The 19680-nt window shown below is 64.7% G+C and carries 9 protein-coding genes; 4 read left to right on the top strand and 5 right to left on the bottom strand.

Features of this window, described 5'->3' with window-relative positions:
* Window positions 1-35: 35 nt before the first annotated feature.
* Window positions 36-1184: a DUF932 domain-containing protein gene (locus IEY93_RS12570; RefSeq protein ID WP_189163198.1), complete on the bottom strand. Its 1149-nt coding sequence runs from the start codon at window positions 1182-1184 to the stop codon at window positions 36-38.
* Window positions 1185-1731: 547 nt separating this feature from the next.
* Between IEY93_RS12570 and IEY93_RS12565 the strand changes: the two genes are divergently transcribed.
* Window positions 1732-2568, top strand: coding sequence for a PE-PGRS family protein (locus IEY93_RS12565; protein ID WP_189163197.1), 837 nt, complete (start codon window positions 1732-1734; stop codon window positions 2566-2568).
* Here the strand turns inward: IEY93_RS12565 and IEY93_RS12560 are convergent.
* A complete protein-coding gene (locus IEY93_RS12560; protein ID WP_189163196.1) occupies window positions 2501-4078 on the bottom strand; it encodes a hypothetical protein in 1578 nt (525 codons plus the stop codon). The two genes, IEY93_RS12565 and IEY93_RS12560, sit on opposite strands and share 68 nt — an antisense overlap.
* Window positions 4079-4814: 736 nt before the next feature.
* Here IEY93_RS12560 and IEY93_RS12555 point away from each other — a divergent pair.
* The 3 genes from IEY93_RS12555 to IEY93_RS12545 are packed head-to-tail and all read left to right on the top strand — an operon-like array spanning window position 4815 to window position 11928.
* A complete protein-coding gene (locus IEY93_RS12555) occupies window positions 4815-6047 on the top strand; it encodes a restriction endonuclease-related protein (protein ID WP_189163195.1) in 1233 nt (410 codons plus the stop codon).
* A 29-nt stretch (window positions 6048-6076) separates the two neighbouring features.
* Window positions 6077-9349: a pPIWI_RE_Z domain-containing protein gene (locus IEY93_RS12550; RefSeq protein ID WP_189163194.1), complete on the top strand. Its 3273-nt coding sequence runs from the start codon at window positions 6077-6079 to the stop codon at window positions 9347-9349.
* On the top strand, window positions 9349-11928 hold the full coding sequence (locus IEY93_RS12545; protein WP_189163193.1) for a pPIWI_RE module domain-containing protein: 2580 nt from the start codon (window positions 9349-9351) through the stop codon (window positions 11926-11928). Before IEY93_RS12550 ends, IEY93_RS12545 begins: the two co-directional genes overlap by 1 nt.
* 178 nt (window positions 11929-12106) lie before the next feature.
* Here IEY93_RS12545 and IEY93_RS12540 read toward each other — a convergent pair whose 3' ends face one another.
* Genes IEY93_RS12540 through IEY93_RS12530 form a run of 3 tightly spaced genes read right to left on the bottom strand, consistent with a single transcriptional unit; the run spans window position 12107 to window position 19678 of the window.
* On the bottom strand, window positions 12107-13336 hold the full coding sequence (locus IEY93_RS12540; protein WP_189163192.1) for an McrC family protein: 1230 nt from the start codon (window positions 13334-13336) through the stop codon (window positions 12107-12109).
* The gene (locus IEY93_RS12535) at window positions 13333-15435 is read right to left on the bottom strand and encodes an McrB family protein (RefSeq protein ID WP_189163191.1); all 2103 of its coding nucleotides are present in this window, start codon (window positions 15433-15435) and stop codon (window positions 13333-13335) included. The genes IEY93_RS12540 and IEY93_RS12535 overlap by 4 nt, the downstream gene beginning before the upstream one ends.
* A gap of 16 nt (window positions 15436-15451) precedes the next feature.
* Entirely contained in the window at window positions 15452-19678 is a 4227-nt protein-coding gene (locus tag IEY93_RS12530) for an Eco57I restriction-modification methylase domain-containing protein (protein ID WP_189163190.1), read from the bottom strand.
* Window positions 19679-19680: the final 2 nt, after the last annotated feature.

The raw sequence follows: 19680 nt of genomic DNA, 5'->3' as shown, positions 1-19680 counted from the left end.
GAGGCGACACGGAGGGAACTGAGGCAAGCGGCGGATCAGCTGCGGGCGGCGAGCTGAAGGACCTGCAGGGCGCGTGACTCCATCTCGTGCGCGGCGTCGGCGTCGGTGAGGCTCTGGGCCACCGAGGTGACCGCGTGCATCACACCTCCGGCGGTCAGATCGCCGCCCTTGATGAAATGCCCCAGGATCGCGTCCTGGTGCTCCTCGGAGAAGCGCAGCTGCTGGGAGACGATCTGGATCGTCTCGGCGGGGTGCACGATGGGGACGCCGGCCTTGGCCTCCATCGTCGTGACGATCTTCCGCACGTAGGCGGGGGTGAGGAACCGGCGGACGGCGTCGGTGGTCTTGGCGGTGATGAGCTCCAGGTTCTTGCGGTGGGTTCGCCCGCTCCAGTCGATGACGCCTTCGTCGAGCTTGCCGCCCAGGTGCACAGCGCGATGGGAGTCGGCGGCGATGGTGTACCCGTTGTCGCAGACCCGGACGACCAGACGCGGGGTGATGGCGGCGGCTCCGCACCCGGTCTCGGAGTTGGTGATGACGAACCCGCCCCAGATCACCGGGTTGGCCGCACCTTCGGCACCGGTGAACGGGCTGCGGTAGCCCTCCAATAGCCGCGGCGCCACGACCTCGACGGCCGGGGAGAAGACCCGCACGTACATCCGCTGCTCGGTCAGATCGCACCCCTGGATCTGAATCGGCACGCCGGCCTGCTCGACCCCGTCCAGCGCCGCGGTGAGCACGTCCAGGTGGTCGACCCGCTTGTAGGAGTCCGACAGCAGCGCCCGCGCGACACCGGCCCCGCCGCCCGAGCCGCGGAAGGCGCGGACCAGGAACTTCTGATCACGGGGAAGCCGGTCCAGCCAGCCGTTGACGTTGGTGTCCCACAAGTCGACGGCCTCACTGCGGCATCGCCGCAGATACGAAAGGTTGATCTTCAGCTTCTCCGCGATGCCCTTTTCGCACGTGACCGTCGGCCGATATGCACCGTCAGTGCTGGTTACACCGGTCGAGGTCAGAATGGGCTCGGCGCCGGAGATTATCAGCCGGCCGTGGTCGGCTCGCAGCGCCGTGGGCGGGGTGACGATGTCGACCTTGCGGCCCTGCTGGTCACGCAGCAGCGCCACCAAATCCTGCAGGTCAGCATGCCGAGTGGTGAGTTCCTCAGCTGGAGCGGGCGTGGTCATGGGCTGTGGTCCTTCCGGTCCGGGGGAGGAGCGGAGGGCCCGCCCTCCCGGCGGAAGAACCCCTGCGACGGCCGCCCGCGCAGGGCAATCCCGCGGTCCGGACGGACAAGATGTTCTCCGACGCAGGAGGAGAAGATCTCTGCCCGTCCGGAACGAGCGCAGCGAGAGCGAGGATTGCCCTGCGCCAGGCCGACGCCACACCACCACCGCCCGGGAGGGCGCGAGTGCCAACGGCCGGGCAGTGGCCGGTGGCAGAACCCGCGATGCGGCGGTCGTGATGCGGCGGCGACGACCTGTCACAAACTGCGGACCGGGTAAAGCCAGGTGGTGCGGTACCTAACTGAGCAGAGGAACGTCGCACAGGCTGGGATCGCGAGTGCGACGCATCGTTGGTGCGATCACCTCAATGATGAGCATTTCGGTGAGGAACTGCACCTGCGCGTAACTGATGCAGTCGGCTGTGCAAGGCGGTGGGTGCTGCAGGCATACTCACCGGAGTTGGCCCGTATCAAGGACACGAAGCGTAACGGCATGACTCAATGGTGTTATGGACGTTGGTGAGGTCTGGGCGTTCAGAGATCAGCCGAAGGCTGTTGGCGAGCAGGTGTATCGGGTGGAGGTGGTGCGGAACGGTGGACCGCGGAAACGAGGTGATCTGCATGTGCGTTTCCTCGACGGCGAGGAGGCTGGGCTGCAGGAGTGGGTGGCGCGCGGGCAGTTGCTCGCTCAGTGGACGGATGTCGAGGCGCTCTTAGACGATGATCGTCGCTGGGCGTCGGTATTCGAGTGCTCGCGTGAGGTCCGTGGTAGTGCGGAATTCGAGGCTGCCAAACTGGTAATCGGTCACGTTCGGCCGAAGAACCGTATCCGTCTTCGGCATGCTGTCGCAGATGCCGGCGTGATGGAGATCGCCGATCTTGACGACGTGACGTCATGGCTTGATCTCGACCCGAAGGAACTACGCAGGCAGCCGCTGGCCTTTGAGGACAGGTTCGGGACATTCGTAACGGCGTGGCCGACGACTCGTCAGATTGCCAGGCGGGTGGCTGAGGTGCTCGGCAGCGACATTCTCAAGAAGATGATCGCGCAGGAAGAGGCGATGAAGACGGATCGCCGGGGCCAACGTTGGTACCGAGACGAGAAGACGGACCGTGAGCTCGAGCGGTTGGAGTCGATCGTGGGCGTGCTGCATGAGTGGTGTGGTAGCGACGACATAGATCGTTACGACGAGCTGAAAGCTCTGCGAGCTGAAGTCGAACGTCTCGGCGAACTGGTCCAGCGCGCAACCAGGGAGCTACGGCAGCGCAAGTGTCATACTATTGCCGCCACCATTGAGAGCGACCTCGGTATCCACGCCACCGACTTTCGTGGTCGGTATCGCTGACCTGCGCTCGCTGGGCGGATTGAGGCCGGTAGTACTCCTTATGGGGGCCGTAGGGACTCCAGTCGCCCAGGTAGGGGCGGAGGTCATCTGGAGCGGGCTCAGCGTCGAAATCCGCTTGGGCGAGTTGAGACGGGTTACGGACCGGATCCAAGCGATCGGCAAGAGATCGCCCCCACCCGACCCAGGATTGCAAGCACATGGCTTCCCCTGTCTCCTGGTAGTCGCCTGAGGCTCGTTCGAGCGCGGCGCAGAACTCACGGATTTCGGTGGCCGCCGCCCACGCCCCGAGTGCATCGGCGAATGTCCTATTGCGGTAGTCATCGATGGCGCTACCACGCGCCTGCGCCACCGCGGCCTCCCATCTGGCCCGTTCCGCGGCCTTCTGCCGTTCTTCTTCAGCGTCCCGCTCTTCTTGTCGCCGTTTCCAAGCCAGGGCAGCCTGTTCTTCGGCCTCGGCACGGTGCTCGATCTCCTTGATGATCTCGAGTACCTTGCTGTCCACCTGAGAGCGCGCAGTATCTGTCCAGTGGTCGCGTCGACCATGCTGTGAGTGGGTCAACTCCACCTGGAGGCGCCCAGACGGTACCAATTGGTACTGCACGGGGATTCGCTCCCAGGCATAGCGTGGTCGGCGTCGTCCTTTCTCCGGTTCCGGCTCGCGGACCACTTGGTCCTGTTCCTCTTTGATGGCAATGGGGTAGTGCCTTGTTGCGAGCTGTACGTACAGCCCCCGAGTCTTGCGTTTCTTGGACATCGCGAGCTTGTGGCCGCGGCGGCGAGCCGCTTCGGCGAGGGACCTGACGAGCTCCAGCGCGCGCGGCATCAGGGACTCGGAGACCGCTAAGACCTCCGGGTGATTCCGGAGCATTTCGACCAGCGCGCCGGTGTCGGTGACCTTGTCGCGTGCACCGAGGCGGATCCGGTTCCAGTCGGTCTCGTCCGGATGCGCATCGTCGAGGAGCCGGATGATGAGGTCGCCACCGTTGCGGCCGGTGTGGCGGAGTTGAAAACCCGCCGGCACGAGGCTGTGCTGTTTGGCCGCGTGAATCGCCCGCCGATAGCACGCGCGGGTCTCCTCGTCAGGGTTCTCGATCACGACGGTCCCCCCGTCGTTTTGCAGGCGCTTAAGTAACTCCTCCGCCACGCTGATGGGGCCTCGGTTGAGGCTACGTCGCCCGGAGGTGGTCGGCGTCGGGGTGGCGACGCTGCTCGCTCTGCCTAGGGTGGGCCGGTCCGGGTGATAGCCGTGATCCAGGTAGAACCGGCCGGTGTCGGTGATTTCGGCCTGCCAGACTCCGTCCTTACGAGGTGTGGTGACGAGGCCGCGGTCACGCAGTGCGTACACCGTGTTCGCCAGCTCGGGCGTCTTCGCGCTGACCGGCTCCAGGCCCTTGCCGATCCGCTGTAGCACCGTCCGTTGGCGATCGTTCAACTTGTCCCATCGCTGCACGTAACCAGATAACACCGCAACGTTGCCAAGTGCGGTCGATTTCTGGGTTTGCAACCCCATCGGTTGACGGCGAGCGCTTCGCTATCCCTTACCTGTCGAATGATCGATGGCGCGATATCCGGATTTGTCTGCTTCGGTTCGGTAAGAAGCGTCGAGGCGCTACGCTACGCCGCTCGGTGTCTCGGCGGTCGGTATGTGAGCGGACGTAGCGTGTGACCCCGGAGGTGGCCCCGCTTCAGATCGGAAGGTATGGGCTGGGCTTGCCGTGCCAGCTCACCGTCAGGGCGTCGCGGGCGCGGGTGGTGGCGACGAACAGTAGGGAGCGGGCCTTGCGCTGCTCGTGTTCTCCCCGTCCGAAAAGAGCGCAGCGAGAGCAAGGGTTGCCCTGCGCCAGGCCGGCGCCACACCACCACCGCCCGGGAGGGCACGGCTCGGCGCCCGAGGTGATGGACGCACAGGCCTGGTGACTCCGCCCGCCAGCGCCATCGGATGGGCTACATGCTCGTACGGACCTTGAGAGCCGGTGGCAGCCGAAGACGCTGCCCTTCTTCCCCGACAACCTGAAAATGTCTGTAGAGGAGCGTACCTTGGTCACGCAACCCAGCCGAGAGCGTACCGAGAGCAACATCGGGCGCCTGAGGGAAGGTTGGGCAAGTTCGGACTGTCCGCCTGAGAAGGTGGCTCACCACCAAGGTTTCGCAGCCATGGATGAACTGCTTAGCACTAACCATCATGCCCCGCCGCATGGTGATCGATCGGTGTTGCACTTCATGTTCGTCGTGACGGAGGTGTCGCGGTGATCCTGCCTGAGCCGAAGGACACTGACGTTGTCCAGTTGGCTGCATTGAGTGCGGTTGGCTGGGCCGAAGGGCTGTCGTTCCGACAGGAAGACGGTGACTACATCACCGTGATGCTGTTGGCGGCAGGGCTCGCGAGGATCAGGGACGATCGACGTCGTATGGATGCCGGTGAGTATCTGACCCGCACATCGGCGGACCAGGGACTGCTGCCAGTGCCGTGGCGGTCGGGAATGACGCGGTTGTGGTGGCGCTTCCGTACCGCGGGAGAGATCCCGCCGCAAAACGATCTGAAGCTTTTCGAGCTGTGCCGGAAGCCGTTCAGCGAGTGGCCGATCAGGCTCCGCCTGTCAGTGGCCGATATCGAGCAGAGCTTGCTGGACGGCGACGAGTTGACGCCGATGGCGGAGCAGGCGGCACGGCTGTCGGTCCGGGATGTCGAGGCTGAGCTGATTGAGAACCTGGTGTTCCGGGAGCTGATGCTCGTCGCGGAATTGAACGCGAGGGACGAGGCCGAAGTCCAAACCCACTACTGCGAACTGCGTCGGCTCCTCATCGACAACCCGATCTTAAGCGAAGCGCAGGTACGACGGCTCACCGGCCGGTTTCCCAAATGCGGAGGCAACGGACAGCCGGTCCTGCAGCGCTTTATCCAGGCGGCTTACGTGCATCGGGCGGCCCCGGGCAGAGTGAAGATCGCTGTCTGCGACAGGTGCGGTAACCCGACGCAGCAGGGTGTGGATGGCTGTGGCACCGTCGGCTGCTCTGGCCATCCAGCGGATCTCGTCATCGAATCGGTAGGCGGCTACTACGTCCAGCACCGAGCGACCAGGAGATTCTTCCACGATCCCGGACTGGTCGAGGCCAGAGTTCTGGACCGGCTCGCAGAGATATCGACGGAAGGGACCATCAGGGTCGAGGAGTGGCCGGGCCTGGATGCCTACGACATCCGGGTGTCGTTCCTGTCCGGACTCGATGTGATCGAGGTGTGGGGCGCGGACGCCAAGGATCAGGTGAGCCCAGGCCTCTTGGGGCTTGGATTCTCGTGGCGGCCCGACCCGCCATGCGACAGGCGTTTCCTCGTGCTGCCCAAACACCGCGCCGATCAGCCGGGTTATGTAGCCGACCTGACAGCTGAACTGCAGGGGAGGGCGTCGGACGTCTCGGTGGTCAGCGAGGACGCCTTCGTCGCCAGTGTTGTCGCCAGAGCTGAGGAGGTGACGGGGCGGTGAGGGATCATTCCTCGTGGCACCGCGAGTTGGTGGACGAGCTGAAGGCCAGCGGCGTTATCCCGGAAGGGCGTCTGGCGGCACGTGACTTGGTGGCGCTCGAACTCGGCCTACATTTCTTGCACCGTCATTTTGAAGGCGAGCCGATCGGTGCGCTGTGGCCGATCCTGTCCGGCTATGTGGTCGTGAGGCCTGAGCTTCAACCGGTAGTGCGCAGGCTCAGGCACCGGATGGGCGACATGGGCCGGCGAGGGTACTGGCGGCTGTCCCTCGATCTCTATCGTCGGCTGCCTGTCGAGGTCCGCGGTTTTGACCGCATGGATGACCCGACCCGGAAGATCAACGACAAGACCTGTTTCGTCCCGCACCGCTCGTCGGTGTGCCCGCAGCGGTTCGCCTACTATGAGGCGGCGCTGGCTGATCCAGTGCCCTACGCACTCGAATCCGTGCGGTCGCAAGCTGAGCCGGGCAAGCTCTACACCTTTTTGAGGCGCGACAAGGTCGAGGAACGCGTCCGCATCCCCGAGGACGTCGACGTACTGCCGCCTCCTCCTGCCTTAACGCTACGGCAGCATCGGGAGCGCCACGCTTGGCGAATCAGTTTCGAGGAGGATCTGGCACCGGTCGCCACGCGCTTCGATGGCGCGCTCGCAGGCAAGCCGGAGATCACGAACCGGAACTGGGTCGACCGCCTGGAGAAGATCGTCTTCTGTGCGGTCGACGACGAGACCGGCAAACTCATCGAGATGCCCGAGACCTTCGACATCGACGGAGTCGAGCACTTCGTCGGGCTGATGAACAGCGGCAAGTCCACGCTGGCCGATCTGATCACCGGGGACCGGGTCGAGAAGGGTTACCACGTCACCCTGGTGGTCGGGTCGGTCACCGACGTCTACGCCAAGGTGTCGTTCCTACGAAGCGTGGGGATCGATGCTGTGCCGCTGGTCGGCAAGAACAGCCGCACTGAACACGCGGCACGCTACTGGCGGTCGACGCTGGCAACCTCGACCACTGTCTTCCCCGCTGACGATGATCCCGCAGCCGACTTCGTCAACGCGATCTGCCTGCTCGACCCGCTGCGCGAGACGAATCATCCCGAGTGGGCACCGCTCTCCCCCGAGGACTTCCCCTGCCGGAACACCCTGCGCTCCACCGATGGGGAAAACAAGGTTCACGACTGCCCGCTGCTGGCCGTCTGTCCCCATCAGGAGACCGAGCAGCGAGTGGCTCACGCGCAGGTGTGGGTGACGACCGCCCCCGGTCTTGTCGCCAGCCGGGCCGAGCCGTCTGAGGCGAAAATGCGGTGGCTGGAAGCCTCCCAGCACCACAGCGACCTGATCATCATCGACGAGGCGGACAACGTACAGCAGGACCTCGACGACCGGTTCGTGCAGTACGAGACCCTCGTCGCCCCCGGTGAAGGCTGGACCGACCGGACCACGATCAGCAAGGTGAACGGCTTTGACCGGATCGGCCGGCTCCAGCTCCGAGACCGCAACGTGATCCGGTTCAACGACTACGATCGGATCCACCAGCGTGCCATCGACAAGTTGTACGAGCTCGTCCTGAACGACGAAAGCCTGTACGAGGTGATAGGTAAGGCGCCGTTCACCGGGTTCTCGCTGCTGCTGCAGGTTGCTCGAATCATGCACGGGCTGCCGCTGAAGCGCATGGACGACAACGCCGCGATCGAGGACGCTGCCGATGACTTCTTCCGCCAGCACTTGGAAATCTTTACTGAAGGGGTCCTGACCGAGGTTCCCGAGCAGGTCGCTCAGATGGTCATCGCGCTGCAAGCCGACATACCCGACGAAGACGCCATCGACAAGGCGATCAGCGGCTGGTTGGTGGAACACGCTCCGCCGGGACATCAAGCTCATGTTCGGGCCAATCTTGCCATGCTCACGATGCTCTTCCATGCGGGATTCTGGGCGAGCCGCATCACCACCTCGTTCTTCGAGATGTCGACGCTCTACCCGGCGGTGGCCGAACCCCTGCATCTTGACGATGAGGACACTTTCTGGCGGCAGCAGCCTCCCCGCGACTACCAACCGCTGATCCCCGAAGCACCCATGGGGAACCTGCTCGCGCTGCAATGGCTGCCCAATCGGCTGGGGAACACCGGCGCGTTAAGAATCATGTGGATCCGCGGCGTCGGCCGGTGGCTCCTGCACCACATGCACGACCTCCTGGAACCCGAGGGTGTCCAGGGGCCGCACGTCATTCTCACCTCGGCCACCAGCTGGGCGCCGGGCTCATCGTTCTATCACATCCCGATCCCTCCGTCGGCGGTCCTGCGGGAACCCCCGGAGGACCGGCGCGCGTTGGCACAGAGCAAGCTCTGGTTCCGGAAAATTCTGCGCCCGGACGGCAAGAAGTCCATCGCGGTGTCCGGGCGGCAGGGGGCGGAGCGCAATGATGCCCTCCGGCAGCTCGTCAGCGGGATCTGCCTGCCCCGGCCCGGAGCAGTTGTCAGCCTGCTGGAGCAAGTGCGGGCCGACCTTGACGACAACCGCAAGCAGGTCCTGTTCGTCGTGCTCAGCGGAGCCGAAGCGAAACTGGTGGCCGAGCACATCAACCTGAGAACTCCCTACCGCGCCCGCAACGTGACCCCGGACGCCAACGACCCCGGCCAGTACGGCCTCCACCGCCGCATGATCACAATGTTCCCGGAGTCCGGAGACGACATCCTCGTCGCTGCGGAGATGGCGATCCAACGTGGATACAACATCCTCAACGCCAACCGCACCGCCGCCCTCGGAGCGGTGTTCTACCTGGCGCGTATTCACCCGCCGCCCACCGACCCCAAGTTTCCGCTCTCCCTTATCAACCAGCGGGCCATGGCCTACCTCATGGACCCCGCCGGGGCCTCGTCAACGATGCCCCTGTCGTCGATCGCGGAAGCGGCCAAGAAACTGGGCAACAAGGCGCGCGCCGACTGGTACAACCTGATGAGCCGTCCAGTGTTCTTCCGTCGGCTGGACGATCGGACCGAGCGGCCCGCCTTCGTCGCCAACGCCCTCGTCCCGATGGGCCAGACCATCGGACGCAGCATCCGTGGCCACCAGCCCACGCACGTGATCCTTACCGACGCGGCATTCGCTCCCCGATACGCCGATCCGGACGAGCGGGCACCAGACACGCACAAAACCAGCCTGATCGTGGCAGCCGACCAGCACTTGTCCCGACTGCTGGCAGAGCCCGCGAACAGTGCATCTACGGAGAAGATCCGTGACCACGCCATCGCTGAGGCCGTGTGGGGCCTGCTCGGCGACCTGTTCCGCAACCGAGACATGGGGCACTGATGCCGCGTTACGACCATCTCCGACTCATCGCTCATGAAATTGCACCCGGAGCGTCGCTACCGGTGACCTGCCTAACGGCAAGGTTCCCGAAACTGTGGCTGCGTCGGATCAGGAGCCAGGCCCCTTATGGAGATGACCGCAAGCTGCCCACCTGGTCACTCGTCGAGCTCCTGGACACCCTCGACCCCAACATCATCCACGTGGCCAGCAAGGTCGACGACGAGCACTGGCTCATCAGCCACGCCCGCGTCGACAGGCAGGTCGTCCGCACCGCCGTCGCTGTCTGGGCGTCGACGCGCGTCACGCCCGACCGGCCGGACCTGGACTGGTTCGACCTGCTCAACGATGAAGAACTCGATTGGCAGCCGACCGAACTCGACCTTCTCGCCGGCCGGACCCACCCGAACGGCACTGCCAAACCCGATCCGGCCGTCTTCCGAATGCTGCCCGGCTATCTCGCCGGGCTCGTCGCAGCCGTGGGGATGCAGATCCGCGGAGGACACCGGCCGTTCATCCTCGGCCCGGTCGACAACTCTGGCCGCCGCTCTGCCATCTGGTGGCCGCCCGAGCGCATCGACGATCCCAAGCTCGGAGCCGGTCTGTGGGCCCCAAAGATCGACTTCCATGTGGAGACCGTGCCGACTCACGGCCGAGCCCGCGTCCATGCCGAACTCAGTACTGTCCGCTTCCCTCTGCAACCCGTCCGATACGTGCCCGCGAGAGGAGGTAAGTCGCCAAGCATGACGCTCTGGCTCCTCGCAGGTAGCGGCTACCTTCGGGCGGCCGAACAGCCCACCCTCGTGAGCGCCAGCATCGGGCGGCGCCGCTTCGACGAGGGCTACCGGTGGGCTTGGAACCCCGGACTCGCCCACGCCCTGGCCCGCCTCACCCACCACGACTTCCCCGACCCGCACGACGTCGTCATCGCCCCTGCCGCCTATGTCGGTCGGCCGGTTTCCGCCTACGTTCTCTACTCCACCGGCACCAAGCTCAGCGCTCCCAACGATGAAGAGGCCGACGATAAGACAGTGAAGTCGGTGCTGCACGCGGCCAAAACAGGGTTCCTGCCCATCGACCACTACGACCTCCACACCAGCATGAGGGAGATCCTCGAGCCACTGGGAATCGTGGCGGTGCCCGACCTCAGAGAAGCCAAGACCCCTGTTCCTCGGCTCTTCCGTCCCGCCGCAGACGCCCATGCGCCCTACACGCTCGAGTTGTGGACGGAGTCACCGGTCACCAGACAGGCCATCCTCGCCGCGATCACGCAAGAACTCGGCTACAACGAAACAACTTCAGCTACCCGAAGCGCAGAGGATGGTGAGGTCATCGAGGTCCGCAGCTACAGCGGTCCATGCAATCTCACAGTGGAAATCCGCGACCAGCACGACATTGCCGCAGGCATCCCCCGGCCCGCTAAAGGCGAGAAGCAAGGAGACCAGGCGGCCCACCGGATCAGGCACATCGAACGAATGATCGGTAGAAGCGCCGATCGCCGCGCGGCCATCGTCGAGATCCGCACCCCGGCCTACTTCGAGGCGATCAATAAGGACGACCCCTACAGCACTCTCAAGCAGGCATTTCCGCCGCTGAACCGGCGCCTGCAGTGCATTCACCCCATCAACCACTACATTCCGAAGCCCGGCGCCAAGGTGGTCAAGAAGACTCTCCCGGGCACGCAGTTCACTCTGGGCGACATTCACCGCGCCACCGCATCGGTCCAGGACGCACTGCGATCCCTCGGACGCGTCGGCGTGCTCCCTGCCCCACCCGGAATCACCGGTGACTTCGAACTGATCGGCATCTGGCTCGAGACCCACAACGGCGCCGACATTCCCATCGTCGTCCGCATCACTAACGACGGCACCGCGACCGCCCAACTCGCCACCAACGACGGAACCGAGGAACTGCCCTACGCCGATCTGCCCCTCGCCCTGACCGCTGGCCAAGGAAGGCTACCCCGGCCGAAGGGCGGCAACTTCCGGATCCGGATCGCCGAGTTCCTCACCGCAGCACTTGGCATCGACCTGGCCACCCACGACCGTGCCGTCTTCATCCGGACCAGCACCTTCCGCACCCGCGGTTGGGACTGGCTCCAAGACCAGCACCTCACCCCCGACCGCCTCGTCCTACCCGGCCAGGACCCCGTGGACGACAGCGTCGAGCACCTCACGCCCGTGAAATGCCCCGGCCTTCGCGTTATCCGCATCCGTGAACGCGACAGCCAGGAAGAGGTCCCGCGAGGGCTCGGAGTCAAGGAAGAGGCGTACGGCCGGACCAGCGGCGTATACCCGTTCAACGATCATGTCTTCTACGCCGTGAACCCCAGATCCGACCAGATGCAGACTCCCCTCACGGTCACCAAGCTCGATCCCGACCAAACCAGAAACGCCCTCAAACAAGGCAGCAACCCCAACCCAGTCGAGGTCGTCACCGCTTTCCTCCAGCCCGGAGACGACCGCCACGCCTGGGTCGCCTACACCCAAGCACTTCGCCGCGCCTCCCTGCACACCGATATCTCCTCAACCCTTCCTCTACCACTCCATCTGCCCTCCCTGGCCGATGAGTATCTGCCCTGAGGGGAGCGTCGACGTTCCCGCACTAAAGCCCCTGAGACAGCAGCGGATGTGCCCGACAGGCCCCTCTTCGCGATTCGCTTGGGTAAGTCGGGAACCGATCCACCACAGGCGCGGACGAAGATGATCGGAGTGGAGCATCCTCCGTCTTGTGCACATTGCGCTGCAGTTTGCCGAGCTGTCACGCAGGGAGGCTGGCTTTGCCAGCCATTCGAACCTCCCTCCGCGTCGCCTGAGGATTCGCTGCCAGTTCAGCGACAATACGACTCACCTGTGACAGGATCACCTCCGGTGGTTCGGTGAGGTCGAGCGCGTGACAAACGATCTCTATCCCCGCATGCTGCACGACATGCGTGGCTGCATGTACGTTTCCCTTCGCGTAGATCAGATGCCCGCGCGGCAGCCGCAGCGCCGTACAGTAGGCCAGCATCTGGTACAGGTCCGCGTCCGGGTACCCGCCCGGCTTCTCCTGCTTGTATTTGGCGTCGGCTACTGCCTGAGGGCGGCCATGCATCTCCCACACCAGGTCGGGCCGCATCCGCACGGCCAGCGCCTCGTCCAGGTGACACTCGTACTGCGGGTAGGCCGCTCCGCCGTACTGGGCGTGTAACTCCTCCGAGACCGCCACGGTCACGAAGTCCTCGAAGATCTTCGGGAGGTCGAAGAGGAATCCGTTGGCGGCCACCGCTCCGGGGGAGTGCTCGGGGGACGTCGCCCGCCACACGATCTCCGACAGCCGTAGCGCGGTGTGATAGCGGGTGTTCAATCGTGATGGCTGCCAGGCTGGCAGCTTGGTGCCGCGGACCAGGCTGGTCACCTCCGCCAGCCTCCTCCGCAGCGCGGCCAACCGCCGCCGAGACTCGCCGTCCACCCGTGGCACGGTCAGCAGGCGCGTGATGGCCGCCAGCAGGATCTGGTTTTCGGGAATGTCGACGGTGAAGTCGTCGTGCCGGATCTCTATCGGGATGACCCGTCCGTGGTGCCACCGCAGCTGGTCGCCCTCGCGGAGCCGCCCGCGGAGCACGTACGAGGACTCCTCAACAGTCCGGTACCCCTGCAGCAGCCCTTGCCGAAGGACTCGTTCGGTCTGCCGCCATAGCGCCTGTGCCACGGCGGGGATCAGTCCTGTCCGGACGTCAAGGAGAACCGTTTCGTCGCGCCACCCTTTCGGGTCAGCTGTGTACCCGACCAGGAACAGCAGCCGGTCGATCGCCAACTTCGGGATCACCCACACCTCGACGTCCCCGACGAGGGCGACGCCCACCTTGCCGCGCGGGGTGATCTCCCACAGATCCGTCTCGTACGGCGAGAGCCGCGCCTCCACGACACCGGAGCCGGCGAGCCGACGACCCTGCTCAGGCGCGAGCCGCACCAGGATTTGGCCGGTCTCGGCGACCTCTACCCGATTCATTCTGGTACGGCCAGCGCTCGGCGGAGAGTAGGAAGGCGGTAGCGATCCAGGACGTTGGGCGGGCTGCCGTAGTGATGCTCGGCGAGCAACGGCAGGATCGCAGTCTCCCAGACGACCGCTAGGCCGTTCTCTCGCCGGTAAACGCCGGATTTCATCAGGTACGACGGACCGATCGCCAGGTCATGGTCCTCGATGCGTGCGTTGAGGGCGTCGAGCACATCGGGGGCGTCCAAATTGTGCACGGCAAGCTCGTCGGTTTTGCGTAGATTCTCCAGCCAGCGGCCGAGCAGACCCTTGATTGGATCCAGGCCCGGGTGGAGTTCGACGAACCGGAACCGGCGGCGCATCGCCGCGTCCACCAGCGCGATCGACCGGTCGGTGGTGTTCATGGTGCCGATGACGAACACGTTCGGTGGCAGCGTGAAGTCCGCTTCGGCCGAGTACAGCAACCCGATCGCGTCGTCGCGGTATTCGAGCAGAAAGTACAACTCGCCGAACACCTTGGCCAGGTTCGCGCGGTTGATCTCGTCGATGATGAGGATGTACGGGTCGGACGGGTGCTGCCGGGCCGCTTCGACGAGCTGTCGGAACGGTCCCGGACGCAGCTCGAAGGCCAGTTGCCCGTCCGCCTGTTGCACAGGACGAAAGCCTTCGAAGAAGTCCTCGTAGGTGTAGGACGGGTGGAACTGCACCAGCTTGACCGCGCTTGGCTCGGCGAGCTCCCCGGCCAGCTTGCGGGCAACGAACGTCTTACCGGTGCCGGGCGGGCCGTACAGGATGAGCTGCTTGTTCTCCCACAGTAGGTCGGCTAATTGCTGGAGCTGCTCCCGGTCGATCAGAATCTCGCCGGCCAGGTCCTGCCCGATTGCGGGGAAGGCCAGCAGTTCCCGGGGTGGTTCGGACGTGGTTTCGCCGAGGTCGATGTCGAGGGCGGTCAGCAGCTCCTCGATCGCCGCGATGTCATCGGTCAGCTCGACCACGTCGGACTGGCCGTGCAGTTTGGCCGGGAGCGGCTGTGGCAGGTTCGCGAATGGCACTGGCCGGGTAGCGTTCAGCCACTCCACTGGACGGCGGATATTGGAGCGCTTGTCCGAGGAGGCCACATAAACGGCGTCTCCGGTGATCCGCCCGACGTATGCCTTGCCCTGCGTGGTGGTGAGCACGTAGTCGCCGGGCCGCATCCGGTTGCAGAACGCGTCGAACTCGGCGAGCTTCGCCTCCCGGACCGCATACGACTTGTGCTGGTAGTCGTCTTCGACGATCGTCTTCAGTTCATTCCGGCTGATCGGGACGGCAATCTCCCGCAGGCTTGACGCGGCCAGCGAAGCGGATTCCTTGTGCAGCCACACCGGCACCAAATCACGCCCGTCGACCGACGATCCACGGACCAGCCATGCCCGCTGCACGGGAGGTACCTGCACCACCTCGGCCAGAATCTCGCGGAAATCATCAGCGGTAACCAGCTGAGTACGATTCGCACGGCCTTCTGAGTCGAATTCCAGTCCTTCGCGCTCCAGTACCTCTCGCGGGTCGTCGGTCCGGTTGGGCCGCGCCCACGAAAAATGTAGTGGAATTTCTCCCTGGTCGGAAAGCACTCGGTGGGAGGTTGAGGACGGGTGCTCATCGAAGAATCGGCCGACCCTCGACCTGATGTCGGGGTCAGCTAATTTCCTCAGCTCCTCAAGGGTGGTCCAAGTGCCCGGTTCAAGTCGTGCCATCGCTTCCGCAATGATCAACCAACTCCTGTCCGAGTACCGCTGACGAGATGTCGGCCGCCGAGCGCGATACTCACGCATCAGTTCCTCGTACAGTTCAACGCCGGGAAAGTCATCCAGCGCCTGAATGCCCATCTCTGTGATCGACCAGGCGCCCCGCTTGGTCAGCCATCCGATGACCCCAGCCTCGCTGGTGCGAAATCCTAGCTGCACTCGCCAGCGGACGCGGCCGCCCGAGTCGACGACAGCCAATCCGGGAGGGATATCGACACGGCGCTCGACCTCGTCCATCACTTCCTGACGGGTCAGCGGTCGGTCCGTGTCACGCAGCACCTCCAGAGCTGAGCGGATGAGCGGCGCGATGCGTTCGGCGTAGGTCGACACTGTGACGCCCTTCTGTTCAGTTGTCAGTCCGGTTGTCAGTCCGTGCGGGGTGACGGGGACCGTGGCCTGGTGGAGGGGCAAGGACAGTCCGGTACGGTTTCTGCTCGGCGATCGCGTCGCTCATGGCATCGTAAATCTCAACGATCGACTTCTTGGTGCGCGCGAACAGGTCAGGATTGACGTTCCGGAACGCCCGGAAAGTGTCCATAATGTAGTCGACGTCGTCCCGGGGCACCCCGTAGAGATGAAAGTAGGCCGCGTCGAGTTCGGCCCGAAGCCAGAATCGCCGCTCCTCATCCCAGCGGTACGGCGGACCGTCGTCGCCGTGATCGTGGGCGAACGCCGCCATGCCGTACGAGGTGTACGCCAACTCCAGCGCTCGCGCTCGCACCCAGTTGTCCAGTTGCTCACCGCTGTCCCACGAGCAGTCCTTCTCGTACGCCGAAGGCGGCAATACGGGAAGCTGCTTAAAGATGAAATACTTCAAGGACGTGCCGGAGACCTTCTGCCGGGCACAGAAGTCGAGCACGAATGACGACAGGTTGGCCTGGAGGAGGAGGCCACTTCTCTGAGGGAGCGCCAGGAGGAACTTGTCGCCCACCGCGGCACGTGGGATCGCCGTGCTGATCACTGTGCGGGTGTCGGAGCTGCGGCAGATGTCGCGCCAGCCGAGCAGCCAGTCGCGGTCCCACTGGAGGACTCGGCGATTACCACGTGACCCTTCAACAGGGCGGAGCCGAGCTGTGACCTCCCTCTCGGGCACCCAGTACGACGGAGTCGTAGCATAGGCCGGGTTGTCCTTGTCCTCCGGTGTGGAACGGGGGAGGGTGCCTTTGTTAAGTTGCGCCTGAGTCGCGCCTTTGTAGGTGCTGAACCGGTCATCGAAGTGGTGCAACATCTTCGCTTCGTACAGCGGCAGCAGCCGTTCACCGTCGCGAACAAGAATGTTGCCCGTAGGTTCCCAGCCGGCGTCGAGCATGTCCTGGAAGGTCTCGTTGTCGGCGGCGCTGGGCCGGAACAGGCCGGAGTCGTTTGCCATGTCCAGCATGCGAAGGAAAGAGAGACCCCAAGGGTTGATCCCTTCTCCGCTGCTGGCGGACTCTTGCCAGAGGACGGGGATGCGACGGTAGATGCCAATCGTGATGTCGGCGTTGCGCTTGAAGTCGAAGACCGGGAGGGTGCCGGTGTTCGGGTTCAGCCGGATGATGTCCTCGGGCGTCAGCGTGAACCGGCGTTCGGCGATCTGTGGGACTTGTCGGGCCCGGAACGCCAGGGCGATCCGCTGCTGAGGGGCGAGGCGGCCCGATGCGCTCCATAGGCAGAACCGGAACTGGTTATGAACGTTAGGAAAGACCTTTTCCTCGTTCTCGAAGTCATACAGTGAGGCGAGCGTCTTGGTCTCCACCATGTCCTTGAAGAAGAACTGGGTGGTGGCATCGGTCGCGATGCCGGTGGGCAGGACCATCCCGACCCGGCCGTGCGGGGAGGTGATCATCCTGCCGGTCTCGGCAAACACGGCGTAGGTGTTGATGTCGCCCCGGCCGGTCAGTGGATAGCGGCCGGAGTCTCGCAGAAGCAGTGTGGTGCCGTCCGCTTGCCGCAGTTCGTTAGCGAACGCGGCGTAGAGGTTACGGTCGGCCTCCTCTTCGCTGTCCTTGAGCGTGGCGATGGCCCTCTTACGGGCGGCAGCGTTCTTGGCGCCCGCGATCTCTTCGCTGCGCGAGGCGAAGAACTCCTTCTCCTGAATCTTTACCCGCTCCCAGGGCGGGTTGCCGATGACGCAAGTGAAGCCGCCGTTCCAGCCGGTACGCGGATCCTCCCGGCCGTCTTGCGATACCTGGAACAGGTGCGGGAACTCCACGTGCCAGTGGAAGAACCGGTAGTCCTTGCTGAGGTCGTCGACCCGGCTGGCGATCCGGCGTTGGCGCTCGTCGTACTCTTCGCCACCGATCCAGTCCAGGGCAGATTGAGTGATCGCGGACAGGCGGGTCTCGGGGGTGAGCGCTTGTACGAATGCGGCGCACCAGGCATCGGCGACACGCTTGGCCGATCGGCGATCGGTGTCGATCAAGCGCAGCCTGCGCCGTTGCACAACGGCTCCGGTGAGCTCGTTGGGTAAGGCGGTGACGATTTCACGGGTGTTTGTTGCGATCTTCGAGTTGGAACGGTCGAGATTGGTCTCGTCGAACAGGCTGTCCTGGACAAGGCCGTGGGATCGTTGGTCCTGCTGGGTCGCGCTCTCCTTGGCCACGGCCGAGGCGACCATTCGGTCGTCGCCTTCAATCGGCTTGAACGCCTCCTTGGGGATGCCTCTCTCGATCAGGGCTGGCGTGGTGCCGAGTAGGGCGTTGCCGACGCGGATGTTGGTGTCGAGGAACGCCAAAGGCTTACCGGGTTCAACCGACTCGATCCACAGCGACACCTTGGCCAGTTCGGCGGCCATCTCGTTGAGATCCACACCGTAGATGCACCGCGACACGACCTCACGCATCGCTCGCCGTGCGAGATCGGGGGAAGGTTCGTCCTCGCCGGAGCGGATCTGCGCGACACGTCGGGCGATCCGGCGAGCGGCCGCGACGAGGAAGTGACCCGAACCGCAGGCCGGGTCGCAGACCGTGACATCCAGCAGGGCTTCGACCTTGGCCTCAACCGTGTCGGCGCCGCTCGCGGCTTCGTCCAGCACGGGGTCGAGCGCGGTGTCGAGCAGTGCTTCAGTCAGTGATGAGGGTGTGTAGTAGGAGCCGGTGTTCTTCCGGTCGCTGCCGTCCGCTTTCAGCAGAGTAAACGTGCGCGCGGCGGCGTCGAGGTCGACGTGGAACTCGAGCAGCCACTCGTAGACGCTGCCCAACTCCTCCGAGTCGAGCTCGCGGAAGTTGACCGGCCGGCGCTGGGATTGGGAGTCCACGACGGCCAGATAGCGAATGGCCTTGAGCAGGTATCCGTTCTCGATCCGCATGTCCTCCAGCGGCGCGTCCAGTTCGTCTGGTCGGCTTGATTCCAGGACTGTCTCGTCGTCCAGTCGCGTGATGCGCTCGAACAGGCCACCGAGGCCGGGGATCGCCAGTTCGGGGCGGCCGTCCTCCTCGCCGAGCCCTCGCAGCACGAGTTGCACGGTCTCCCAGAGGTCGTCGTGGTGATCGGTGCCGCCTCGGATGGCACGGTCGCGCAGTCGCTGTGCCGAGAAGTACCGGGTGTAACGGTCACGTGCGGCCAGGATTTGCTTGCGTTCGCCGGCATGGGCCGGGTCCTCCGGGACCGGGATCAGCAGGACGTCGCGGTCCTCGGCCACGAACCAGAACAGCAGCCGGTAGACAAGGCGCAGGATCGCCCGGTTGTAGTCCTCCTTGCTGAGCCGACCGAGCCTGCCTGGCCTCCCCTTATCCCCGGTCGCCTGGACGGAGTCCGGTAACGACGTCCGACCTTCGAGCTGTCTGCGCAGCCGGTCGTTGGAGGCGTGCCTGAGAAGGCCTGTGCCGAGGGTGTTGATGGCCTCTTCAACGCCCTTGCGTAGCCGGGCCAGGGCACGTTCGCCGACCTGGACGGCGTCGGACCGCCAGCGCTCCAGCCAGCAGTCGGCAGGGGTCTTGTCGGCGGGTATGGCGAAGCGGGACGCGTGGGCGAGGCGAAACAGCAGGACGAAGTCGGCGAACAGCTGCTCGGAGAAGATCAGCTCAAGGTCGAACTCGACGAACGCCGACCCGGCCAGCGAGCGGGAGTCGCGCAGCAGCCGCAGCTTGCTGCCGTTGGACAGGATCGCCCACAGGTGGTCATCGCTGCGGTTCAGCAGCTCCTGCACCATCGACTGCGGCGCCTGTGCGGTGATGCGCGGGGTGCGGTGGTCGAGGTCGACGTTCCAGCCGAGCAGGTGGATAGGGACGTGCTCCCAGCGGTGGCTGACGGGATAGGAGACGCCGTCGATCGTGAGGCCGGCAGCAGGGGTCAGGTGGCCGTAGTCGAGCTGGCGTAACAGCGGGATGAGCCACCGGTCGCGGGTACGTGGTGCCCGGCCCTCCTGGGCGGCCTTCTCTCTTTCTTTGGTGAACGCTTGCCAGGCGCCGTTTAGGTAGTCGAAGGCGCGGGCGGCGGCCTCGCGGACGTTCTCATGCGGGAGCAGTCCGTATGTTTCCGGCTCGCGGCCGGGCAGCGCGCTCTCTCCGGATTTGGCTTCAAGGACCCTGTTGAACAGGTCGGCCGGGAGCAGCCCTCCGGCCGTACGGACGGAAGGGAACGGTGAGCGGCTCATAC

Source organism: Sphaerisporangium melleum, assembly GCF_014646695.1.
Classification (GTDB): Bacteria; Actinomycetota; Actinomycetes; order Streptosporangiales; family Streptosporangiaceae; genus Sphaerisporangium; species Sphaerisporangium melleum.
Note: the sequence above shows the minus strand (reverse complement) of the source record. Positions and strands in the feature narration are given on the sequence as shown.